General features: G+C 66.9%; 19 protein-coding genes. 6 read left to right on the plus strand and 13 right to left on the minus strand.

All coding sequences use genetic code 11. The annotated features are described in order from the left end of the window. Positions 1–257: 257 nt before the first annotated feature. On the plus strand, positions 258–875 hold the full coding sequence (locus BFF76_RS25925; RefSeq protein WP_031090387.1) for a GNAT family N-acetyltransferase: 618 nt from the start codon (positions 258–260) through the stop codon (positions 873–875). A gap of 93 nt (positions 876–968) precedes the next feature. Here the strand turns inward: BFF76_RS25925 and trxA are convergent, their stop codons facing one another. From trxA to BFF76_RS25965, 7 genes are all read right to left on the minus strand, one after another. Next, the gene (trxA, locus tag BFF76_RS25930; RefSeq protein ID WP_031090385.1) at positions 969–1304 is read right to left on the minus strand and encodes a thioredoxin; all 336 of its coding nucleotides are present in this window, start codon (positions 1302–1304) and stop codon (positions 969–971) included. Between the two features lie 44 nt (positions 1305–1348). After that, positions 1349–2320 (minus strand): thioredoxin-disulfide reductase, encoded by a 972-nt coding sequence (trxB, locus tag BFF76_RS25935; protein ID WP_031090384.1) that lies wholly within the window; start codon positions 2318–2320, stop codon positions 1349–1351. A 138-nt stretch (positions 2321–2458) separates the two neighbouring features. Beyond that, positions 2459–3370, minus strand: a complete 912-nt coding sequence (locus tag BFF76_RS25940) for an anti-sigma factor family protein (protein ID WP_031090382.1) — start codon at positions 3368–3370, stop codon at positions 2459–2461. Continuing rightward, positions 3367–4071 (minus strand): RNA polymerase sigma factor SigM, encoded by a 705-nt coding sequence (sigM, locus tag BFF76_RS31705; RefSeq protein WP_053929549.1) that lies wholly within the window; start codon positions 4069–4071, stop codon positions 3367–3369. The genes BFF76_RS25940 and sigM overlap by 4 nt, the downstream gene beginning before the upstream one ends. A 25-nt stretch (positions 4072–4096) precedes the next feature. Continuing rightward, the gene (locus tag BFF76_RS25955) at positions 4097–5797 is read right to left on the minus strand and encodes a protein kinase family protein (RefSeq protein WP_065849169.1); all 1701 of its coding nucleotides are present in this window, start codon (positions 5795–5797) and stop codon (positions 4097–4099) included. 130 nt (positions 5798–5927) lie between these two features. After that, the gene (gene murJ, locus BFF76_RS25960) at positions 5928–8090 is read right to left on the minus strand and encodes a murein biosynthesis integral membrane protein MurJ (protein ID WP_065849170.1); all 2163 of its coding nucleotides are present in this window, start codon (positions 8088–8090) and stop codon (positions 5928–5930) included. Positions 8091–8139: 49 nt separating this feature from the next. Next, positions 8140–10437: a DUF6049 family protein gene (locus BFF76_RS25965; RefSeq protein WP_065849171.1), complete on the minus strand. Its 2298-nt coding sequence runs from the start codon at positions 10435–10437 to the stop codon at positions 8140–8142. A 180-nt stretch (positions 10438–10617) separates the two neighbouring features. Between BFF76_RS25965 and BFF76_RS25970 the strand changes: the two genes are divergently transcribed. Then, complete coding sequence (locus BFF76_RS25970) at positions 10618–12060, plus strand: CCA tRNA nucleotidyltransferase (protein ID WP_031090370.1); 1443 nt, start codon at positions 10618–10620, stop codon at positions 12058–12060. Positions 12061–12200: 140 nt separating this feature from the next. Here BFF76_RS25970 and BFF76_RS25975 read toward each other — a convergent pair whose 3' ends face one another. The 3 genes from BFF76_RS25975 to BFF76_RS25985 form a co-directional block, all read right to left on the minus strand. Continuing rightward, positions 12201–13490: an MFS transporter gene (locus BFF76_RS25975; protein ID WP_065849172.1), complete on the minus strand. Its 1290-nt coding sequence runs from the start codon at positions 13488–13490 to the stop codon at positions 12201–12203. Between the two features lie 93 nt (positions 13491–13583). Beyond that, positions 13584–14666, minus strand: coding sequence for an inositol-3-phosphate synthase (locus tag BFF76_RS25980; protein ID WP_031090363.1), 1083 nt, complete (start codon positions 14664–14666; stop codon positions 13584–13586). Positions 14667–14728: 62 nt separating this feature from the next. Continuing rightward, entirely contained in the window at positions 14729–15436 is a 708-nt protein-coding gene (locus BFF76_RS25985; protein ID WP_031090361.1) for a PadR family transcriptional regulator, read from the minus strand. 385 nt (positions 15437–15821) lie between these two features. On the opposite strand from BFF76_RS25985, the gene BFF76_RS25990 reads away from it, so the two are divergent. Beyond that, entirely contained in the window at positions 15822–18497 is a 2676-nt protein-coding gene (locus BFF76_RS25990) for a transglycosylase domain-containing protein (protein WP_079122490.1), read from the plus strand. A gap of 168 nt (positions 18498–18665) precedes the next feature. Next, entirely contained in the window at positions 18666–20171 is a 1506-nt protein-coding gene (locus tag BFF76_RS25995; protein ID WP_065849174.1) for a glycosyltransferase family 87 protein, read from the plus strand. A 12-nt stretch (positions 20172–20183) separates the two neighbouring features. On the opposite strand, the gene BFF76_RS26000 is transcribed toward BFF76_RS25995, so the two are convergent. From BFF76_RS26000 to BFF76_RS26010, 3 genes are all read right to left on the minus strand, one after another. Further along, positions 20184–21215, minus strand: a complete 1032-nt coding sequence (locus BFF76_RS26000; RefSeq protein ID WP_065849175.1) for an alanine racemase — start codon at positions 21213–21215, stop codon at positions 20184–20186. Positions 21216–21293: 78 nt separating this feature from the next. Further along, positions 21294–22412, minus strand: a complete 1119-nt coding sequence (locus BFF76_RS26005; protein WP_031090357.1) for a lipid II:glycine glycyltransferase FemX — start codon at positions 22410–22412, stop codon at positions 21294–21296. Between the two features lie 183 nt (positions 22413–22595). Continuing rightward, the gene (locus BFF76_RS26010) at positions 22596–22952 is read right to left on the minus strand and encodes a hypothetical protein (protein ID WP_031090356.1); all 357 of its coding nucleotides are present in this window, start codon (positions 22950–22952) and stop codon (positions 22596–22598) included. A 291-nt stretch (positions 22953–23243) separates the two neighbouring features. On the opposite strand from BFF76_RS26010, the gene rpsF reads away from it, so the two are divergent. Next, positions 23244–23534 (plus strand): 30S ribosomal protein S6, encoded by a 291-nt coding sequence (gene rpsF / locus BFF76_RS26015; RefSeq protein ID WP_031090355.1) that lies wholly within the window; start codon positions 23244–23246, stop codon positions 23532–23534. Positions 23535–23605: 71 nt separating this feature from the next. Next, positions 23606–24133, plus strand: a 528-nt coding sequence (locus BFF76_RS26020; protein WP_065849176.1) for a single-stranded DNA-binding protein, incomplete at its 3' end; no start/stop codon positions are given.

A 24133-nucleotide genomic window follows, 5' to 3' on the forward strand; every position in this document is an offset into this window, starting at 1 on the left:
CTCGGCCCGCCCTTTGCCGTCTCTCGGTGTCCCCATCACCTCTGGGTGGATACGATGCGTTCTGGTATGGCGTATCCACCACCGTGATCCACCTCAGAGGAGGCGGCGGCCGTGCGATCAGTGAATCGCAGCCACCTGGTGTCAGTCGGGTTGGGGCTTGGTGCTGTCGGAGGGTTTGTCGGCAGCCTGTTCCGAGAACGGAGTGCGCTGGCAGCCGCGCGTGATGCGGCGGGCGAAGGAAGTGAGGAACCGCCTACATGGGGCGTCGGCTCGTACCGCTCACACTGGACAACCTTCCGGATCTCCCCAGGCGCTGCCGATCGTGTGTCTTCTGGGAACTTGATCCGGTCAGTGGGCAAGCTGCGGTAAAGGCCGGCCGACCCGAACTCGAGAAAGAGGCCTGGATCTCCGCAGTGCTGCTGGAGTGGGGCTCCTGCGGTCGGGTCGTCTATGTGGATGATGTGGCGGTCGGCTTCGTCCTCTACGCACCGCCGGCGTATGTGCCCCGTGCCACGGCGTTTCCGACCAGTCCCATATCCCCTGATGCCGTGCAGCTGATGACAGCGTTGATCGTGCCGGGTTTCCAGGGACAAGGACTGGGCCGGGTGATGGTGCAGACAGTTGCCAAGGACTTGCTGCGACGCGGATTCAAAGCGATCGAGGCTTTCGGCGATGCGCGGTGGAAGGAACCGGCATGCGTGCTGCCAGCGGATCATCTGCTCGCGGTCGGCTTCAAGACGGTACGTCCACACCCTGCGTATCCGCGGCTGAGACTTGAGCTGCGTACGGCGCTCTCCTGGAAGGAGGACGTCGAGCTGGCACTGGACAGGCTGCTGGGCGCCGTACAGAAGGAACCGGTGCTGCGGCCGCTCTGAATGACCACGGCTCCCTGTGGCGTAGGAGCCGGAGCATGCAGAAACGGGCCTACCCCGTCGGGGTAGGCCCGTTTCACGTGAAACGGTCAGCTGCTACTTCTGGACGATGAAGCCCTCGAGGTCGCGGAGAATCGCGGCCTTCGGCTTGGCACCGACGATGGTCTTGGCGACCTCGCCACCCTGGTACACGTTGAGCGTGGGGATCGACATCACGCCGTACTTTGCCGCAGTGGCCGGGTTCTCGTCGATGTTGAGCTTGACGATCTCGATGTCGTCGCCGTACTCAGCCGCGATGGCCTCCAGCGAAGGCGCGATCTGGCGGCACGGGCCGCACCAGGCGGCCCAGAAGTCCACCAGGACCGGCTTCGTGTTCTTCAGGACGTCCTCATCGAAGGAGTCGTCGGTCACGTTCTTCAGGGCGCCGGCCACGGCGGCCTCCTTAACTTCGCGGGGTGTGGGTTCGGGGGAGCAGATCAGACTGCCGGGGTCTTCTCCGGCTCGGGGAGCTGCTCGTCGGAGAGCGCTGCCAGGAATCGCTCTGCGTCGAGAGCTGCGGAACAACCGGTCCCAGCAGCCGTGATGGCCTGCCGGTAGGTGTGGTCGACGACATCGCCTGCGCCGAAGACACCCTTCAGATTGGTGCGCGTCGAGGGCGCCTCGACCTTGAGGTAACCCTCGTCGTCAAGGTCGAGCTGGCCCTTGAAGAGCTCTGTGCGGGGGTCATGGCCGACAGCGATGAAGAGGCCCGTCACCGGGAGCTCGGAGGTCTCGCCCGTCTTGGTGTTGCGCAGGGTGAGGCTGGAGAGCTTCTGGTCCCCGTGGACCGTGGCCACCTCGCTGTCCCATGCGAACTTGATCTTCGGATCGGCGAAAGCGCGCTCCTGCATGGCCTTGGAAGCCCGCAGGGAATCGCGGCGGTGAACGATCGTGACGGACTTGGCGAACCGGGAAAGGAAGGTCGCCTCTTCCATCGCCGTGTCGCCGCCACCGATCACGGCGATGTCCTGGTCCTTGAAGAAAAAGCCGTCGCAGGTGGCGCACCAGGAGACGCCGCGCCCGGAGAGCGCGTCCTCATTGGGCAGGCCGAGCTTGCGGTGCTGTGATCCGGTGGTGACGATGACCGCCTTGGCGCGGTGCACCGTGCCCGCGGTATCCGTGACGGTCTTGACGTCTCCGGTCAGGTCCACGGACACCACATCGTCCGGAATGAGCTCCGCGCCGAAGCGCTCCGCCTGAGCGCGCATGTTGTCCATGAGCTCCGGGCCCATGATTCCGTCCTGGAAGCCCGGGAAGTTCTCCACGTCGGTGGTGTTCATCAGCGCACCGCCAGCGGTGACGGCGCCCTCGAACACCAGCGGCTTCAGCGACGCGCGAGCGGTGTACAGGGCGGCGGTGTAACCAGCCGGCCCGGAGCCGATGATGATCACATTACGGACGTCGCTCACGGGTTCTTCCTCGTCTCTGCGGACTGCCTACTGCCTACTGGGGTCGGTTCCACGACTCTCACCCCACCCAACGGATCCTACGGGGCATGCATTCCCGCGATACGAGTCCGGCTCCAGGCAAAGGCACTCAGGGACGCCTCAGGGACGGGTGTAGGAGTGCGTAAGCAGCAAACGCCCCTGTGCCTTCGGTGTGGAATCCACGCATGCGGCGTCGACAACGTAGGCCTGGACGCGGCTGGAGTCGGTCGCATGGGGCAGCACGACGAGGAAGGAGGGTGCCCCTTCGTAGGTGCCCTCTTCGATGGCCAAGGCAGGCACGTCCCGGCCGATCCCCTGCTGGACGCAGGGCGGAACATCTACGACCGGTGCTCGCATGGGGGTGCGGGGGGACGTGGCGTCTGGGGACGACTTGGTGTCCAGTGACGGCTTCTCCGGTTCATAGCCCGGAGTGGTGGAAGCCGCAGTCTCACTCAGAAGCGTATGGACGTGGCCTTCGAGCGTGGCTTTCGAAAAGTTCCCTGGGCTTCTCTTTGCGGCGCTGACTCCGCGGTCTGCCGTCGCGCCGGCTGACTCCTGGGACGGTTGGAGAGACTGAAACAGGAAGATGCTCATCCCCACGGCCGCAGCCCCGAAGGCGGTGCCAAGGACCACGGTGCGACGGCGGCGGCGGGAAGCACTCCGGCCGGGGCCGGTGGCACCGCGAGGACGGCCGGCGGGACGAGGCGCGGAGGTGTTCTCGGATGGCAGGTCGTTTGTTTCACGTGAAACAGGGATCTCTGCGGCCGACTCCATAGCGGCCGACGCTGCCTCCGTTGCCAGCGCCGCGTCGATCCGGGCGGCGACGTCCCTGGGCATACGTTCGCCAGGGGGCAGGGCCGAGCCCAGAAGCGAGCGGATCTCCTCCAGGGAGGCGAGGGTGTCGCCGCAGTCTGCACAGGCGTCGATGTGGTGGCGGAGTGCCACCTCGCGGGACGGCGGGAGGAGACCCTCGGTGAGGTCGGAGATCTCCAACACGTCCGGGTGCCGAGCTGCGTCAGCTGTGGATGTCATGCGATTCCACCTCCACCCTTCACAGCAGCAGGGTCGCCGGCGCCTGCGTCTTTTGGTCCTGACGCCGGTGGGACGGATGGCCCCTGCGTCCGGTTCCTTTCCATGGAGCCGTCCTCGCTGTCCCTTCTGGTGACGCGTAGATGGGTCAGCAAGGGGAGGAGTCTGGCCCTGCCCCGTGCGCAACGGCTCTTCACGGTCCCGGTCGGCACATCGAGGATGCGCGCGGCTTCGGCGACGGGATAGGCCTGCATATCCACGAGGACGAGGGCGGCGCGCTGTTCGGCGGGCAGTGTGGCCAGTGCTGCCAGAAGCTCGCGGTGCAGGTCCTGCCGAACGGCGGGCGCCTCGGCGGATTCGTGGGGCTCCATGAGCTGATCGAGCCGCTCGGTGTCGTCGACCGGCGCGGTCTTACGTGAAGCCGTCTTGCGAGCACGGTCCAGACAGGCATTCACGGTGATCCTGTGCAGCCATGTGGTGACCGCGGACTGGCCACGGAATGTGTGGGCGGCGCGGAACGCGGAGACCAGAGCGTCCTGCACGGCGTCAGCGGCCTCCTCCCGGTCGCGGAGGGTGCGCAGGGCAACGGCCCAGAGCCGATCACGGTGCCGCCGCACGAGCTCACCGAAAGCATCCGGATCGCCGGCGACGTGCTGGGCCAAGAGGTTCTGGTCGCTGGTGTCGGCGAACCTGGCGTCGTCCAACGGTGAGTCCCCTCCCCTGGTGCCGTCAGCTCGTGACCTTGATATCCGAGATCTTGCCCCTGTAGTTACCGTCGTCACTCAAAGGCAGTTTCGTCAGCCAGACCAGAAGGTACCGCGCCTGCACAGCCTTGTCGGGCTTTAGGGACACCTTTGTTCCGGTTCCCTTTGTGATCTTCGTGAAAGCGTCGGGGAGCTGCGGAATGGATGATCCTTCCGTGCTCCTCAGCTCGACCGAGGTGCTGCCGCCGAGGAAGGACACCTCGACGTTGCCCACCTGCTGAACCTTGCCCAGGTCGAGAACGACTCCGACGCCCTCCTTGAGCCGGCCGAAGTCTGCGCTGTAGTAGCCGTCCGTGGTCCAGTAGGAGCTTGCGTCCCCGTCGTAGACGTTCTCTATCGAGGCCGGCTTCTCGGAGCCGTCCGCGCCGAGCGGGTCGTAGTCCTGGGCTCTCACGACGCTGACGGGCTTGCTGGGTTCGACGGCGTTCTTGTCATCGCCCCCGCTGTCGGTGGTCCGGGTCGGGGTCGGTTCCCCGGAATCCTTGCCCCGGTCGAGCACGGTTTCCGCCAGTTGCCAGCTGCCGAGGCCCAGAGCGGCGATGAGGAGCGCGGAGACGGCCCACTTGAGTGCCTTGCCGGTACGGCTCTGCAGAGGAGGCGGAGGAACCGCGATGACAGGCTGAGTGGCGGACGACGGACGAGCCGAAGGGCGCCCGTAGGTGCCCTGCTGATACGTAGTGCGTTGGTACTCGGGCGGCGCGGTGAAGGCCGGCTCCGGGGGCAGGATGCGCGGCATGGCCGCTACTGCCTTTGCCAGTTCGTCAGGGGTGGTGCACGGCTGTTCCTGTCGCGAGGCGGTGGCGCCGTCGTTTGCGAGCGCACGCATGGCGAGTTCGGACAGGCCTCGGTGGACGCCGGCCCTTACCTGGTCCGGAGGGATCAGACCCAGGTCCTTGGGGAGCCCGGAAAGACCGTACGCGTCGCTCTCGTAGGGCCAGCGACGGGTCAGCGCGGCATAGAGGAGTGCGCCGATGGCCTCGGTGTCCGTACGCAGCGGCTGGTCGGCGGTGATGCCGCGCAGCGCGGCGTTCACCGCGAGTCCGCGAATCCGGTACTGCCCCGTCGAGCTGCGCAGCACGGCGCCGGGCGTGAGGCGCAGGTGCGCGAGCCCTTCGCGATGGGCAGCGGCCATGGCCTGGGAGATCTGGCTCACGAGCTGGTATGCATCGTGGGCATCCATGGGCCCGGCCGCCAGCAGCGCCGTGAGCTCCGTGGCGTCGGGGAGCCATTCATGGACGACATAGACGAGGTTGCCCTCTTCCACGGCGTCCAGGACCTGGACGAAACGCGGGTCACCGAGCAGCGCGGAGGAGCGGGCAGCGGCCAGCACCGAGCGAGCGCGCGGATGGTCGGCGGGCAGTAGATGAACCCCTACCGCACGGCGCAGCTTCTCGTCCACGGCCCGCCAGCTGCTGAATCCGTCCAGCCGGGTGACGCACTCCTCGAGGCGGTAGCGTCTGGCCAGTTTGTGACCGCTGTGCAGATCGGGCGACGCCGGTACGGCGGCCGAGCCGTCACGCCCGTTTTCCGCGTCGCTCGAGCTCGCGCTCTCTGCGTCCTGGGTATCTGCCATCCCGTCGGTCGAGGCCGCGTCCGCCTTGGCGGTCAGCGGCTCGTCGCCGCTGTTGTCGGCCACGTCGACAGCAGCCGTGCTACGTTCCGCCACCGTCGTTCCTGCCTCCCCATCCGTTGCGCGATGCCAGCCAGCTCTGCACAGTCATGCCAATTGTGCCCACACTCCGGCGCTATGCACGACACACGGTGTCCAGTGACGGTTGTGCGGACCGGAGCGTGTGTCAGCGTCCTAGCCGTCCCCGGACCATGCCGACCATGCCGTTGAGCTCTTCGATACGCATCTTCTTCGCCGCGACGAAGAAGATGCCAAGCAGGATGACGCTGCCGCAGACCAATGCCACCACGGAGCCGCCGGCTCCATCGCCGAGGGCCTTCAGGAGTGCGAATCCCACGGCGCCGCCGACCAACGCCGCGGGGATCGCGGCCAGGCAGAGACGGGCGTAGGTGCGCACTACACGGGCGCCGTCGAGGTCGCCGCCGAGCCGGTTGCTCAGTCGTCGCCAGGCGATACCGACGCCGACCGCGTAGGCCAGCCCGTAGGAGGCCGCCATCCCCACGACTGCCCACTGGGCCGGAAGAATCACGTAGCAGAGGGCAGAGGCGGCCGCATTGACCGCTGCCACGATCACTGTGTTGTAGAACGGGGTGCGGGTGTCCTCGTACGCGTAGAACCCGCGCAGTACGACGTACTGCACGGAGTACGGGATGAGGCCGAGGCCGAACGCCATCAGGATGAAGCCCATGGACCGTGCGGCCTCGGTGCCGCTCGAGGCGTAGAGCAGGGTGCACATCGGCAGCCCGAGCGCGAGGAAGGTGAACGCGACCGGCACGATGGCCACGGCCGAGTTGCGCAGACCCTGTGAGATGTCGTCGCGGACGGCCCCGGGGTCGTTGTCATGCGCAGCGCGGGAGATGCGGGGCAGCAGGGCCGCCATGACCGAGACGGTGATGATGGCCTGCGGCATGCCCCAGATCAGCTGGGCGTTGGAGTAGGCGAGGAAGCCCGTGCCGTCCTTGCCTGACAGCTTTCCGGCCGAGGTCGCCAGCTGCGTGACGACGATGACACCGACCTGGTTGGCCAGCACGAACAGGACCGTCCACTTGGCGAGCTTTATGGTCTTCCCGAGCCCGTGGCCCTTCCAGTCGAAGCGGGGACGGAAGCGGAACCCGGCCTCACGGAGGTACGGGATCATGGCCAGGGCCTGGACCACAAGACCGAGCAGCGTGCCGATGCCCAGGAGCCTGACACCTTCCGCCGGGATCGTCTCCACGCCCATCCGGGATTCGGCGGAGGTGCCGTAGACCCAGATGAACAGTCCGAAGGTGAAGATCATGACGATGTTGTTCAGGACCGGGGTCCACATCATCGCCCCGAACTTTCCGCGGGCGTTGAGAATCTGGCCCATCACCACATGGACGCCCATGAAGAAGATGGTCGGCAGGCAGTAGCGGGCGAAGGTGACAGCCACGCTGTTCGCCGCTGCATCGTTCGCGATGGTCGGTGACATTGTATGGATGAGCCATGGCGCAGCGAAGACGGCCAGGGCGACGATCACAGCGAGGGCGACCATGACCAGCGTCAGCAGACGGTTGGCGTACGCCTCCCCGCCGTCCTCGTCGTCCTTCATAGACCGGACCAGCTGGGGAACGAAGACCGAGTTCAGCCCGCCGCCCACGGTGAGGATGTAGATCATCGTCGGCAGGGTGTAGGCGATGGTGAAGCTGTCACCGAGCAGGGCCGCACCCAGCGCCGCGGTGATCACGAGGCTGCGGACGAAGCCGGTGAGCCGGGACACCAGGGTGCCCGCAGCCATCAGCGCACTGGACTTCAGTATCCCGGCGGCACGGCCTCCGGACTTCGGCGGCACAGGTGCAGGAGCAGCTTCAGGCTCGGCCGGCGGCCCAGGAGGCCGACCCGACCCCTCCTGATCGCGGAAGAGATGAGCGAAGGCGTCCTGCTCCCCCCGGTCGCCGGAAGCCTGTGTGACCAGATCGTCCACCCCCACGTACTGAGTGGTCGCGGCGTTGTCGCCGTACGGAAGGTGCCGGGAGGGGCCTGAGGGCTCCGGTGGCGGCGTCTGGGCCCAGATGCGGGGGTCGGGGGCGTGCTGGGCCACGGGAGGCTGCTGGTAAAGGCCCTGCGGCTCCTGATAGGTGCCTGGCGGAGGCGGTGGATGTGAGGCGCGGTCGTAAAGCGCCTCTGCCACCGGATCCTGCGCCGCCAGGTCCTGGGCGCGGTACGGATCGTGCTCGTACGCGTGCTGCAGGTAGGGGTCGGGTGCCTCCCCGTCCTGACCCGCGGCCCCCGGCGGCACAGGCGGACCACCGGACGATCCAGCTCCGCCCGCGCCTTGGCCGCGGTCACCGTCGTACGGCGCGTTCATCGAAACCCCACCTCATTGTCCCCGGCCGACAGGCCCCGACACACATCGCTCAACGGTCCACTTTCTCACCCGGGCCCGACGGGTTCCCGCTTTCCGGACCGGTGTCCGGCGTCGGGTCACTCGGCTGCTCGGGTTCACCGCCGTTGCCTCCCGCCGCGCCGCCCGCGACCGTGCGCTTGCGGTGGGTGTACATCCTGATGCCCGCCAGGACGAGCAGCAGCAGTCCGCCGGCGATCACCAGGAGCACTGTCGGTGTGACTTCCGAGACCTTCACCGTGAAGGTCATCTCTTCGCCGTACGGTGCGCCGTCCGTGGTGAACAGCCGCGCTTTGACCTGTGCCTGTCCGTTGGCGTTGGCCGAGGCGTCGAATTTCACGGACTGGCTGTGCCCGCCCGCGATCTCCACAGGTAGCTCGGCCACTGATCCGCCGTCGTTGAGCTTGAGCCGCGTGGCGTTGCCCGACGTCAGACGGAGAACGAGGTGATCCACACCTTGCACCAGCTTGTTCTGCACGGTCACAGGGATCGTGGCGCTGCGCCCGGACAGGGTCACGTCCGACTTCGCGATCAGCTGGACCTCATTGGTGAGGCCCCGCAGATAGGTGCGCACCGCGTCACGGTATCGCTGGGCCTCCAGGGGCCTGCCCCGCCATGACGTCGACACGGAGCGGTTGATCGCGTTTCCGAAGGGGGTCACCACCCGGTCGGGCTGCGTGAGGATGACCTGGAAGCTGTTCAGTGAATCCTGTGTCGTCCTGATGTCCTGGAACGCCTGAGTGGGCAGCTCCTGGCCCCGCAGCTTCTTCGGGTACTGGGAGGCCCCGGGCACCGTGGTGGTCGCCCGGGCATCGGGCTTCTGCTCAGCCGCCGCCGTCAGGTCGAGCGGCTGTGTCCAGCGCTCCGCGTCGAGTGCCTGAAGGGCGCGAGCCATGGACTGTGCCTGCGCGGCGGTGGGCGTCCGCTGAGGGGCGATGACGATGCTGCGCTCGGTGTCGGGGGCCTGCTCCGTCACTGCCAGCGTCTGGGCCAGAAATTTCTGGACGGCGAGTGTCGAGGCACCCGCAGAGGACATGTCGCCGGTGAACGCGGTGGAGAGCCGGTAGTCGGATACGACGGCGGTGGTGCCACCGCCGATCGGCCGGGCCGACGTCGGCGTGTAAGGCAGCCCGCCGGTCTCCTCGAGGCTGTCGCTGCGTGCGATCACCTTGTGGGCACCGGCCGAGGTGGCGACGTCTACGACCGAGGGATCGACCGCACCGTCCACAGGCCAGGCGAAGTCGGTGGACGGCTTCACGTGAAGGACTGTTTCCACGGTCGAGCTCGCGACTTCGGTCGCCGTCTGCAGATGGCTGAGGGCGCCCGATACGTTCTTCCCGCGGTGGGCGATGGAGGCCAGATCGGGGTCGGCGAACGGCAGTGCCACCACCTTCCCGTCCTTCGCGGCCGCCTGGAGATCCGTGAGCCATTTCTTGGCGATGCTCTGGTTCGTCCCCGCGACGGTGGTGTCACCGGATGTGACGCGGTAGTTCTTCGTCATCGCATCGACCGATGCCAGCAGGTCGGGATCGATCACCCACGTCACGGGGAGCTGCCGTCCCAATGAGACCAGCTGTTCCAGACGGCCGCCCGGAGCGAGTTCGAGGGCGAGATCGTCGTTGGCGAACACAGGGGTCTGCTGTTCGTCGGAGCCCGTCTCGGCCGTGATGTGTGCTGATGCGATCAGTGGCCAGAGGAAGGTGAGCTTTGTCTTGCTCTCGGTGTCTTCCGGCTGCCACGGCAGGAAAGTCCGCTGGATGCCGAGCACCTGGTCGTAGGCGTACTCGCTGGTCCGTCCCGTAAGGGACACCCCGAGCTGGTACACGCCCTCGGCGTCCAGGTCCAGCTTGTCCACCGGAACGGCGAGGGTGAAGTCCTGGCTTACCCCGGAGGCGAGCTTGGGGACCTTCAGGGTGTACTCGCCGCCGAGCTTGAGGGGGTCACTGCCGGGCACGTACCCGGTGCGCTTGGCGGCCTCGTCGACGGCTCCCCTGCCGGACAGCCTCGGCCCGACGCGCAGGTCGACCTCGGCGTCCGTGACCGTCTGCTTTCCCTTGTTGGTCAGGGTGCCGGAAACGGTGAGTGTGTCGCCTTCCACGGGCGCGCTGGGGGCGAGGGTGTCCAGGGACACATCCACGGTGCGTGAGCCGGTCGGGGCTTTCGTCGTGCCCTCTGCCGAGGCAGAGGGCGCCGCGGGACCGGCCAGAAGGCCGGCGATCAGCGGCGCCCCGACGATCAAGGAGGCTGTGCGCCGGAGCCACCGGCGGGCAGGGGAGGGATTCATCCCCTGAAAGTCTGCCGCCTCGGCCACGCGTACCCGTCCCTCGTCGTCGTCAGCTGGTGCCGGCCCTGCCGGTCTCTGCGTCCCCGCATGGTAACGATGTGCCCGACACCTGAGTGCCAGGGACCGTGCCACATGATCGGGAGAGTCTCGCAGGGCCGCAGGAAACGATGACGCCCGGGCCGGTTCGTGCACGTACCCTTTTCTGTTGTGCCGAACGCCAACGAAGACAGCCCCCGTGCACTGAGCCAGGTGCAGCACCGCGCAGTCAGCGAACTGCTGCGGGTGTCCCCCGTCGCCGACGACCTCGCGCTCCGATTCCAGGAAGCCGGATTCGGCCTCGCCCTCGTCGGCGGATCGGTCCGCGATGCGTTGCTCGGCAGGCTCGGAAACGATCTTGACTTCACGACCGACGCCCGACCGGAGGACGTACTCAAGATCGTCCGCCCATGGGCCGACTCGGTCTGGGAGGTCGGAATCGCATTCGGCACCGTCGGCTCGCAGAAGGACGGATACCAGATCGAGGTCACGACCTACCGGTCGGAGGCGTACGACAGGACCTCGCGCAAGCCCGAGGTCTCCTACGGGCACTCGATCGAGGAAGACCTCGTACGTCGCGATTTCACGGTGAACGCCATGGCCGTCGCGTTGCCGCAGAAGGAATTCATCGACCCGCACGGTGGCCTCGACGACCTGGCCGAGCGGGTGCTGCGTACTCCGGGAACGCCCGAAGCGTCCTTCTCCGACGATCCGCTGCGCATGCTGCGCGCGGCGCGCTTCGCCGCCCAGTTGGACTTCGATGTGGCCCCGGACGTCGTGAAGGCCATGACGGACATGGCAGGACGCATCGAGATCGTCTCGGCCGAGAGGGTCAGGGAGGAACTCAACAAACTGCTGCTCTCCGATCACCCCCGCAAGGGTCTGGGGCTGCTCGTGGACACGGGTCTCGCCGACCGGGTGCTCCCCGAGCTCCCCGCGCTGCGCCTGGAGAGTGACGAGCATCACCGCCACAAGGACGTCTATGAGCACTCCCTGACGGTCCTGGAGCAGGCCATCGACCTTGAGGAGGACGGTCCGGACCTGGTGCTGCGCCTCGCGGCCCTGCTCCACGACATCGGGAAGCCGAGGACGCGGCGCTTCGAGACGGACGGCAGGGTCTCGTTCCACCACCACGAGGTGGTGGGAGCCAAAATGGTCAAGAAGCGGATGGCCGAGCTCAAGTACTCCAATGACATGGTGAAGGACGTCTCGAGGCTGGTGGAGCTGCATCTGCGCTTCCACGGATACGGGGACGGGGAGTGGACGGACTCCGCGGTGCGCAGGTACGTGCGGGACGCGGGGCCGCTGCTGGACCGCCTGCACAAGCTGACCCGCTCCGATTGCACGACACGGAACAAGCGCAAGGCGAACGCTCTTTCTCGCACCTACGACGGTCTCGAGGAGCGCATCAGGCAACTGCAGGATCAGGAAGAGCTGGATGCGATCCGGCCCGACCTGGATGGCAACGAGATCATGCGGATCTTGGACGTAGGTCCCGGTCCCGTGATCGGTAAGGCCTACTCATTCCTACTGGAGCTGCGACTGGAAAATGGTCCGCTGGAGCACGATGCTGCTGCCGCGGCTCTGCGGAAATGGTGGGCAGCTCAGGGCTGACGCCGGCCGCGGCGGGACTGTCCCAGGAGCGAAGGACCCGTCATGTTTCACGTGAAACATGACGGGCGGGCCGGGGTGCTGCCCGGAGTGTGATCCGAGTCAGACATTGAGGGGCGTTGTTTCACGTGAAACAACGCCCCTCAATCCTTGGTGCGAGCACGGTGGAGCGCGATGCTCACGCGCCGCCGGTGAAGCATGAAAACCGAGACGACGGAGTAGAGCACGGCGACGGTGAGCACGACGACGACAGACCGGCCGTCAGGGGGAAGCGCGAGGACGGACAATGCCGCGGCGGCGACGAAGGCGACGTTGAACAGCACGTCGTAAAGCGAGAAGACCCGTCCGCGGTAGGCGTCGTCCACCGAAGTCTGCACCTCGGTATCCGTTGCGATCTTCGCCCCCTGGGTCACGAGCCCGAGGACGAAGGCCGCCGCCAGCATCGGGGTGAGGGCGAACGGGAGCCCCAACGCCGGCTCCAGGAGAGCGGCTGCCCCGGCGCAGCCGGCCAGCCAGCCGTACCGTCCGAAGCGCCCGACCGCCCATGGGGACATCAAGGCCGCCACGAAATACCCGGCCGCAGACGCGCCCAGCGCGAGGCTGAGAAGGCCCAGGCCGTCCGACTCGTCATCGGACCAGGCATAGCGGCACAGCATCAGCACCATCACGGTCAGCGCCCCGTAGCAGAAGCGGAGCACCGTCATGGCAGCCAGTGCGTATGCGGCGTCCTTCCGCTCGGCCAGATGGCGCAACCCTGCGACGAGCCCTCGTGCGGTACTGGAGAGCGCTTCTCGCAAAGGTGCATGGTCCAGGCCCCTGTCCGGTCCGAGGAGCGTGCGAGGCAAGGTCAGGGAGGTCAGTGCCGAGAGAAGGTAGAGGGCCGCCCCGAGCAGGACCACGACGGCGTTGGATCCGTCCGCCAGCAGCCGGATGGCCAGCGCGACGCCCCCGCCCGCGGTTGCGGCCAGAGTGCCGGCTGTGGGGGAGAGAGAGTTGGCAAGGACGAGCCGCTCGGTGTCGACGACCCGAGGAAGGGCTGCGGACAGTCCGGCCAGCACGAAACGGTTCACGGCGGTGACACAGAGGGCGGAGGCGTAGAACAGCCAGTCCGGAACAGGGGCCAGGAGCAGCACAGCTGTGGAGCAGGCCAGCACCGCCCGCAGCAGGTTTCCGTAAAGGAAGACCTGGCGGCGGGGCCAGCGGTCGAGCAGGACTCCGGCGAACGGGCCGATCAGCGAGTACGGGAGCAGCAGCACAGCCATGGCAGAGGCGATGGCAGCCGGCGTTGCCTGCTTCTCCGGTGAGAAGACGACATGGGTGGCGAGTGCGACCTGGTAGACACCGTCGGCCGACTGGGAGAGAAGCCGTACAGCGAGCAGGCGACGGAAGTTCCGAAGGCGCAGGAGTACGCCCAGATCACGCACGACAGGCATGTGTGCAAGAGTCACACAGTTGGGGGGTCCCCGGGCGCATTGCCCGGGGACCCCCCACCCGAAGAAGCGTCACTGAAGCAGTGAACGGCTGATTCAGCGCTCGACGTCGCCCTTGATGAACTTCTCGACGTTCTCGCGGGCCTCGTCATCGAAGTACTGGACCGGCGGGGACTTCATGAAGTACGAGGAGGCCGAGAGGATCGGGCCGCCGATACCGCGGTCCTTGGCGATCTTCGCGGCGCGCACTGCGTCGATGATGACACCGGCGGAGTTCGGGGAGTCCCAGACCTCGAGCTTGTACTCCAGGTTCAGCGGAACGTCACCGAACGCACGGCCCTCGAGGCGCACGTACGCCCACTTGCGGTCGTCCAGCCAGGCCACGTAGTCCGAGGGGCCGATGTGGACGTTGTCCGCACCGAGTTCACGGTCGCGGATCTGCGAGGTGACGGCCTGCGTCTTCGAGATCTTCTTGGACTCCAGGCGCTCACGCTCGAGCATGTTCTTGAAGTCCATGTTGCCGCCGACGTTCAGCTGCATCGTGCGGTCCAGGATGACGCCCCGGTCCTCGAAGAGCTTCGCCATCACGCGGTGCGTGATGGTGGCACCGACCTGGGACTTGATGTCGTCACCGACGATCGGGACACCGGCCTCGGTGAACTTGTCCGCCCACTCCTTGGTGCCGGCGATGAACACCGGAAGCGCGTTGACGAACGCGACCTTGGCGTCGATGGCGCACTGCGCGTAGAACTTCGCAGCCACCTCGGATCCGACGGGCAGGTAGCAGACCAGGACGTCGACCTGCTTGTCCTTGAGGATCTGGACGATGTCGACGGGGGCGTCGGCAGACTCCTCGATCGTCTCGCGGTAGTACTTGCCCAGGCCGTCGTGGGTGTGGCCGCGCTGAACGGTCACGCCGGTGTTCGGCACGTCGGCGAGCTTGATGGTGTTGTTCTCGCTGGCGCCGATTGCGTCCGCGAGGTCGAGGCCGACCTTCTTCGCGTCGACGTCGAAGGCGGCGACGAACTCGACGTCGCTCACGTGGTACTCGCCGAACTGAACGTGCATCAGACCGGGCACCTTGCCGGCCGGATCGGCGTCCTTGTAGTACTCGACGCCCTGGACCAGTGAGGCGGCGCAGTTGCCCACGCCGACGATGGCTACGCGAACCGAACCCATGCCGATTGCTCCCTGTGTGTTCTCGGTGTTCCCCGATGACGCCTTGCGGATCTGCGGGGATGTCACTTGGTGTCGTCGGACGGATCCGGCCGGGTGTCGTCCCGGTACCGGGGCAGGCCGCCCGTCTCTCCTGATGTGTCTGTGTCGTGCTGAGTGGAGCCCTCGGGTGAGGATCGTCGCTGATCCCGTCCCGACCGCTCGCTCTCGATGAGCTCGTTCAGCCAGCGCACTTCGCGCTCCACGGATTCCATGCCGTGTCGCTGTAGCTCAAGCGTGTAGTCGTCGAGTCGCTCGCGTGTGCGGGCGAGGGAGGCACGCATCTTCTCGAGGCGCTCCTCCAGCCTGCTGCGGCGGCCTTCGAGTACGCGCATCCGCACCTCGCGCTCGGTCTGCCCGAAGAAGGCGAATCGAGCCGCGAAGTGCTCGTCCTCCCAGGAGTCCGGACCGGTGTGCGAGAGCAGCTCCTCGAAGTGCTCCTTACCTTCTGCCGTCAGCCGGTAGACGATCTTGGCGCGGCGTCCGGCCAGCGAGGAAGAGGGGGCGACCCCACGGCCCGTGGCAGGTGGAGCGACCGGAATACTTCCCGGCTCCTCGATCAACCAGCCGTTGGCAACCAGCGTCTTGAGGCAGGGGTAGAGGGTTCCGTAGCTGAAGGCGCGGAAGATCCCCAGCGAGGTGTTGAGGCGCTTGCGCAGCTCGTACCCGTGCATGGGGGACTCGCGGAGCAAGCCGAGTACGGCGAATTCGAGGATGCCGGAGCGTCTGCTCACCTTCGCCCCCTCTCTCGATGCTGCCTCCGCGGGCCGTCAGACCCACCTTATGCCGTGCTGATGTATCGACTCGATACATCAGCACGATAGATCGACTCGTAATGTTCGACAAGGGGACGGTTCGTGAGCGGCGTCACATCCCCGATTCATAGGGAGCGACTTGCGTCATTTGGGGTGAAGTTCGGTCCACAGGGGTTTTTGACCGTGCGTAGTCTGTGCGGCATGCAGACCACCGGGAACCGCGAGGCGCCGTCGCGCGTCAGTTATGGCGGACTGCCGGATGCACTGCGGGTGAGCCTTCCGCAGAGCTCGGCCGTAATTCGGGGGGACCGGATCTCAACTGCCGCTTCCAGGCGCTCTCGCCTGCCCGAGGAGTAGTCGTTCGATGAGCGAGCACCGTCGCAAAGCGCCGCAACCTCAAGGTGGCGGGCGCGCAGCGGCCAGACGAGCCGCCCAACAGCCTGCTGGACGTCGCACCGATTCGTCACGCAGAGCAACATCAGAGTCACCTTCGGTAGTACATGATGAGGAACCCTCGTACGGCGGCCGTGCCGAGGCCCGTCGTGCCGCCCAGCGCGGCGGCAGACGGCGGGGCGGTGGCGACAGCAGCGGTCGCGAGGGCCGGGGCCGCGAGGACTTCGGCAAGAAGCGTTTCATCGACTACCCGCGGACCGGCAAGTACGGCTTCCGCCGCTGGGTGCCGTCGTGGAGGCTGGTCTCCGGCCTGTGCCTGGGCTTCCTGGGGCTCATGATGGGTGCTGCCAGCATCGCGTACGCGTTGGTGGTGCCGCCGAAGGTCTTGGACCTCGCGAAAGCACAGAACAACGTCTACTACTGGGCCGACGACACACAGATGGTCGCCACGGGTGGGTCCGTCAACCGCCAGGAGATCAAGTACGCCCAGATCCCCGAAGCGATGCGGAACGCCGTCATCTCGGCGGAGAACAAGTCGTTCGAAACCGACAGGGGCATCGACCCCATGGGTATCGCCCGCGCCTTCTACAACATGGCCAAGGGAGGTGACACCCAGGGGGGTTCGACGATCACCCAGCAGTACGTGAAGAACTCCATGCTCTCTCAGGAACAGACGCTGAGCCGCAAGGTCAAGGAACTCTTCATCACCCTCAAGGTCGGCGAGACGGTGAAGAAGAAGGACGTCATGGAGGGCTACCTCAACGTCTCCTACTACGGCCGGGGCGCCTCCGGACTCCAGGCGGCGGCACGTGCGTACTACGACAAGGACGCCACCGAACTGGACGAGAGCGAGTGCGCCTTCCTGGCGACCCTCCTCAAGGGCGCGAGCTACTACGACCCCGCGGGTGCCCCCGAGGTCGACCAGGTGAAGGCGACCGCCAAGGAGAACACCAGGCGGGCCAAGGAGCGCTGGAAGTGGATCCTCGACGAGGAGGTCAAGGACGGCCGGCTCAGCGCGGCCAAGCGCGCGACGTTCGACGAGTTCCCCATGCCGATCCAGCCGAAGAAGGACGCCAAGCTGGGCGGCCAGACCGGATACCTGGTCGACCTCGCCACGAAGTACTTCCTCGCGCACAACGACCAGGGTGTCACCGAGAAGGAACTGGCCCAGGGCGGCTACGAGATCCACACGACGTTCAAGAAGAAGCAGGTCGACCAGCTCGAGAAGTCGATCAAGAAGGTGTACGCGGCCAAGATCGACCCTGAAGAGCGTCCCGACAAGGACACGCACGTGGAGTTCGGCGGTGCGTCGGTCGACACCGCGACGGGTGCCATCGTCGCCACGTACGGCGGCCAGGACGCGACGGAGCACTACACCAACAACGCCGACGCGACCGGTGCGCAGGTCGGTTCGACGTTCAAGCCCTTCGTGCTCGCTGCTGCGATGCAGTACGGGAAGCGCGATCCCAAGGGCGGTCCCGAGCAGAGCGCGTCGGAGCGCACGCTCGTTTCGCCGAAGAGCATCTACAACGGCGACAACAAGCTGAGGATCAACGAGTACAACGGCGCGGTCTGGCTGAACGACGACGGCAATGAGTGGCTCCAGACCAACGACGGCGACAAGGACTACGGAGACATCAGCCTCCGGTACGCCATGCAGGAGTCAGCCAACTCCCCGTACGTCCAGCTCGGCATGGATGTCGGCACCGACAAGGTGAAGCAGGCAGCGATCGACGCGGGACTGCGTGACGACAGCTACATGGCGAACTCGAAGGTCCCCTCGTTCTCCATCGGTACCTCCTCGCCGAGCGCCATCCGGATGGCTGGTTCCTACGCCACCTTCGCCACCAGCGGCAAGCAGCGGGAGCCCTTCTCGGTCACCGAGGTCAAGCACGAGGGCAATGTCATCTACCAGCACAAGACAGCAGTGAAATCGGCGTTTCCGAGCATCATCGCGGACAACGTCACCGATGTGCTGAAGAACGTCGTCGAGAACGGAACGGGCACGCCCGCCCAGCTCCCGGGACGTGATGTGGCCGGCAAGACGGGCACCACGGACGGCAACAAGTCGGCCTGGTTCGTCGGCTACACGCCTCAGCTGTCCACGGCCGTCAGCATGTTCCGGATGGACGACGACGAGACGAACAAGGACCGCGAGTTCCTGGAGATGTACGGCACGGGCGGCGAGAAGTCCATCCACGGTGCCTCGTTCCCCGCGCAGATCTGGCACGACTACATGGCCGAAGCGGTCAAGGGCACGAAGGTCGTGAAGTTCCCGAAGGCGGAACCGTACGGCGACACGCTCTGGGGTGGCGGCGCGGTCAGCCCCAGCCCGACGCCGAGCCCGACGCCTTCGCCCTCGGAGACCACTGAAGAGCCCGAGTCCCCGTCTCCCACCCCGTCGTCTCCGTCCCCCAGTCCGAGTGAGACGTGCGCACCGCTCGACTGGGAGTGCAAGAACAACGAGGACGGCGGGACCACGAACGGCAACTCCAGCGGCGGGACCACGGACGGGACCACCGACGGGGGGACGGACGCGGGGACCACGGACGGCGGGACGGACACCGGGACGACCGACGGGACGACCGACGGGACGACCCAGGGCGAGGAGAACGGCCGCGGCGGGATCTTCGGCGGCGGCGGATAGCGCCCTCGGGGCGGAAGGAGAGACCTATCCGCCCTCCGGCAACCCCTTCCGGGGCCTGCCGGACACGCTCAGCAGGGCCGCCGGCACCTACCAGGTGCCGGCGGCCCTTCGTGTGTCACGGAAGGCGTGACACACCCGCACACAGCGCCGTACGGCAGGATGTGCGGCATGCCAAGCGCAGAAGACACGAGCGTGCACCAGGAGCCGTCCGTCGTACCGCCCACGCGACAGGACGAGATCGCCGCAGCGGGCAGTGAGCTGATCGGTGGCCCCGCGGGCCGCTGGGCACGGTTCGGATCGGGACCGCTGACACCGGTGCGCGTCATCGTGCTCGTGGCGATCGGGATGTTCGCACTTGGCATGGTGCAGAAGATCCCCTGCTACGAATGGGCATGGTTCCGCGGTACCAGTTCGCAGTACACGCACGCGTGCTACTCCGACATCCCGCACCTCTACGTCGGGCGCGGCTTCGCCGACGGCCTGGTGCCGTACGCCGACCGTCTCACCGGCGACATGTCATACCTCGAGTACCCCGTCCTGACCGGCCTGTTCATGCAGATCGCTTCCTGGCTGACGCTGACCCCGTCCTCGGACCCCGTGCAGCAGCGCGAGCAGATGTACTGGATGGTCAACGCGGGCATGCTGATGATCTGCGCCGTGATCCTCGCGGTGTGCGTCGCCCGTACGCACCGGCGCCGCCCCTGGGACGGCCTCCTGGTCGCGCTGGCCCCGGCGCTCGCGCTCACCGCGACGATCAACTGGGATCTGCTCGCCGTCGCGCTGACAGCCGCGGCGATGCTCATGTGGTCCCGGGGAAGGAACCTCTCCTTCGGCATCCTCATCGGCCTCGCGACCGCCGCCAAGCTATACCCCGTGCTGCTCCTCGGCCCCCTGCTGGTGCTGTGCTGGCGGGCCGGGAAGTGGCGGGAGTACGGGTCGGCGTTCCTCGGCGCGGCTGCGGCCTGGCTGCTGGTGAACCTTCCGGTGATGGCGTATGCCCCGGAGGGGTGGAAGAAGTTCTACACGTTCAGCCAGGAACGGCAGATCGACTACGGCTCGTTCTGGCTGATCATCACCCAGCGCACCGGCCGGCCCATCGACGTCGGCACGGTGAACACGGCCTCGGTGCTGCTGATGATCGTGCTGTGTGCTGGGATCGCAGGGCTGGCACTGACCGCCCGGCGCCGGCCGCGCTTCGCCCAGCTGGCGTTTCTCGTGGTGGCTGCCTTCATCCTGACGAACAAGGTCTACTCACCGCAGTACGTGCTCTGGCTGATCCCCCTGGCCGCGCTGGCCAGGCCCCGCTGGCGGGACTTCCTGATCTGGCAGGCCTGCGAGGTCATGTACTTCCTGGGGATCTGGTTCTACCTCGCGTACACGACGAGCGGCGACAAGCACCAGGGTCTCCCGCAGGAGGGCTACCAGGTCGCGGTCGCCCTGCATCTGCTCGGAACGCTCTACCTGTGTGCCGTGATCGTCAGGGACGTCCTGAGGCCGGATCGGGACCCCGTACGGCGCGACGGGTCCGACGATCCGTCGGGCGGGGTGCTCGACGGGGCGCCGGACCGTACGGCACTGCTGCAGGTGCACTCCCAGCCGGCCCGGCACCAGGCACACGCGGTCGAAGGACCGCGGGTGGAGTGGGGCACCGTCCGCAGAGCGGCCTCCGACTGAGGAAGGCCGGGGCTACCGGTCCACGAGGCGGTCGAACTGCGTGGTGGTGTGGCGCAGATGGGCCACCAGTTCGTCGCCGACCTTCGGTTCCTGCGCGTCCGAGGGGACGAACAGGATCGACACCTGCATGTGCGGTGGCTCGGCGAACCAGCGCTGCTTGCCCGCCCAGACGAACGGCGACAGGTTGCGGTTGACCGTGGCCAGCCCGGCGCGAGCGACACCCTTGGCGCGTGGCATCACCCCGTGCAGGGCCTTGGGCGCCTCCAGGCCGACTCCGTGGGAGGTCCCCCCGGCGACGACCACCAGCCACCCGTCGGACGCGGCCTTCTGCTGGCGGTAGCCGAAACGGTCCCCCTTGACGACAGGTGTGACGTCGAGCACCGCGCCGCGGTACTCCGTCGCCTCGTGGTCGCCGAGCCAGAGCCGGGTGCCGATGCGCGCGCGGAAGCGGGTCTGCGGGAACTGCTGCCGAAGACGCGCCAGTTCCTCGGCCCTCAGATGGCTGACGAACATCGTGTGCAGCGGCAGCCGGGCGGCGCGCAGACGGTCCATCCAGCCGATGACCTCCTCGACCGCGTCCGAACCGTCCGTGCGGTCGAGCGGCAGGTGCAGCGCGAAACCTTCGAGGCGTACGTCCTCGATGGCCGCGTGCAGTTGCCCGAGCTCCTCCTCCCTCACCCCGTGACGCTTCATCGAGCTCATGCACTCGATGACCACCCGTGCGCCCACCAGGGCGTGCACACCGTCCACGGAGGAGACGGAACGGATGACGCGGTCGGGCAGCGGTACCGGCTCCTCACCCCGGCGGAAGGGAGTGAGCACCAGCAGATCGCCGCTGAACCAGTCCTTGATGCGGGCGGCCTCGTACGTGGTCCCGACAGCCAGCGTGTCCGAGCCGAAGCGGATCGCCTCGTCGGCCAGCCGCTCGTGTCCGAAGCCGTACCCGTTGCCCTTGCAGACGGGGACGAGATCGGGGAACTGGTCCAGCACGGACTTCTGGTGCGCCCGCCAGCGCGCGGTGTCGACGTAGAGGGAGAGCGCCATGGCCGGCCCGGAACCTTTCTGGTGGCTGCGGTGTAAGTGAGAGAGAAGAGGGACTGATGGACGGGGGCGGGGATGCGGTCAGCGGCGGGACATGTACATATCGAGCGCCTTGTGCAGCAGCTTGTTGAGGGGGAAGTCCCATTCGCCGACGTATTCGACGGCTTCGCCGCCGGTGCCGACCTTGAACTGGATCAGACCGAAGAGGTGGTCGGTCTCGTCCAGCGAGTCGCTGATGCCGCGCAGGTCGTAGACGGTCGCGCCCATCGCATACGAGTCGCGGAGCATCCGCCACTGCATGGCGTTGGAGGGCCGGACCTCGCGCCCGATGTTGTCCGAGGCGCCGTAGGAGTACCAGACGTGCCCGCCTACGACGAGCATCGTCGCAGCGGACAGGTTCACACCGTTGTGCCGGGCGAAGTAGAGCCGCATGCGGTTGGGGTCCTCGGAGTTGAGAACCGACCACATGCGCTGGAAGTACGAGAGCGGACGCGGCCGGAAGTGGTCGCGCACGGCTGTGATCTCGTACAGCCGCTGCCATTCGGCGAGGTCCTCGTAGCCGCCCTGGACGACCTCGACACCGGCCTTGTCGGCCTTCTTGATGTTGCGCCGCCAGAGCTGGTTGAAGCCCTTGAGTACGTCCTCGAGGGAGCGGTTGGCCAGCGGCACCTGGAAGACGTAGCGAGGCTGGACGTCCCCGAAGCCGGCACCGCCGTCCTCACCCTGCTGCCAGCCCATCTTCCGCAGCCGGTCCGAGACCTCGAAGGCGCGCGGTTCGATGTGGCTGGCCTCGACGTCACGCAGCCGCTTCACATCGGGATCCTGGATCCCCGACTTGATGGCGGCCGAGTCCCAGCGGCGGATGACCACGGGCGGGCCCATCTTCACCGAGAAGGCACCCTGCTGCTTCAGGTGGGCGAGCATCGGCTGGAGCCAGTCGTCCAGGTTCGGGGCGTACCAGTTGATGACCGGCCCCTCGGGGAGGTACGCCAGATAGCGCTTGATCTTGGGCAGCTGTCGGTACAGCACCAGACCGGCACCGACCATCTCGCCGTTCTTGTCGAACCATCCCAGGTTCTCCGAACGCCACTCGGTTTTCACATCAGCCCACGCCGGGACCTGGCAGTGACTGGCCGAGGGCAGATTCTGGATGTACGCCAGATGCTGCTCTCGGCTGATGGTCCTCAGGGTCAGGCTCATGCGGGGCGCTCCTCGGCAGGTGTGTCCCCATCGGTCAGGGGCTCCGGCTCTCGCGCCGAAGCCTACTGTGACCGAGAGGCGCCCGGTCTGGCCCGTCCGGGCCGGACCGGGCGTCACCCGCCTGGGACCGCGTGGCTGCGCGCCGCCTTAGCCGGCCGGTCGGGCCGGCCACGGCTCTGCCGGTCAGGTGACGACGCCGCCGAAGAGGCCGCCGTGCGCCATGCCGAGGTAGAAGCCGACGGCGGACGAGCCGAGCCCCAGGATCAGAGCGAACCGCTCCCACGTGGTCCTGGAGATGTACTGCCCGTAGGCGCCGGTCAGGATCCCGAGCAACCCGGCCCACGAGCTGATCAGGTGCAGGCTGTGGAACATCGCCGTCACGAACGCGAGGACGCCGAGGACCCCGGTCACCACCATCAGGGCTTCTTGCAGCGGATGCGGCTTGCCGTCCGTCGCGAAGAGGGATCCGGTGGCCGGGCGGGCGTCGGATGTCCGGCGGGGAACGGGCCGGCTTCCGGCAGGTCGGACTGTCTGTGCCATGGAGTACCTCCTGGCGGGAAGGGCGTGGCGCAATGTAGCGCCTCTCACACCGCATCTGTCTCGATTGTGCGCCCTGAACACCGGATTTCAACCGGAAGCCGGTCTGCGGGTAGTCTGTACGGTCTGCACCGGTGTCTGCCTTGGGCCAGCACTGCAGCCCCCCTCCTCGACTCTCGAAGACGGGCGTTGTCAGTGGCGGCTGTTTTACTCGGAGACACTGTTGCTTACGCATCACGACCCTCCTGCCACGGAACGACCGTGGCCGCTGAGTCCAAAGGAGGTGGGTTCCACATGCGTCACTACGAGGTGATGGTCATCCTCGACCCCGATCTCGAGGAGCGAGCAGTCTCCCCGCTGATCGAGAACTTCCTCTCCGTTGTCCGTGAGGGCAACGGAAAGGTTGAGAAGGTCGACACCTGGGGCCGTCGTCGTCTCTCTTACGAGATCAAGAAGAAGCCTGAGGGCATCTACTCGGTCATCGACCTGCAGGCCGAGCCTGCGGTCGTCAAGGAGCTCGACCGACAGATGAACCTGAACGAGTCGGTCCTCCGGACCAAGGTCCTCCGCCCCGAGATCCACTGAGCATCTAGCTCAGCGGTCATCGGGTTCGAGTAGCAAGCAGCCAGAAGCAATCCCCGCCGAGAGGTTCACCCATGGCAGGCGAGACCGTCATCACGGTCGTCGGCAATCTCGTCGACGACCCCGAGCTGCGCTTCACCCCGTCCGGTGCGGCGGTCGCGAAGTTCCGTGTCGCGTCCACTCCCCGCATCTTCGACCGTCAGACCAATGAGTGGAAGGACGGCGAAGGCCTGTTCCTCACCTGCTCGGTCTGGCGTCAGGCGGCGGAGAACGTCGCGGAGTCGCTCCAGCGAGGCATGCGCGTCGTCGTGCAGGGCCGGCTGAAGCAGCGGTCCTACGAGGACCGTGAGGGCGTCAAGCGCACGGTCTACGAGCTGGACGTCGAGGAAGTCGGCCCCAGCCTGAAGAGCGCCACGGCCAAGGTCACCAAGACCACAGGCCGGGGTGGCCAGGGCGGCGGCCAGGGTGGATACGGCGGTGGCCAGCAGGGCGGCGGCAACTGGGGCGGCGGTCCCGGTGGCGGCGGCCAGCAGGGCGGCGGCGGTGCTCCCGCCGACGACCCGTGGGCCACCAACGCTCCGGCCGGCGGTCAGCAGGGCGGG

Source organism: Streptomyces mutomycini (genome assembly GCF_001700505.1).
GTDB classification, from domain to species: domain Bacteria; phylum Actinomycetota; class Actinomycetes; order Streptomycetales; family Streptomycetaceae; genus Streptomyces; species Streptomyces mutomycini.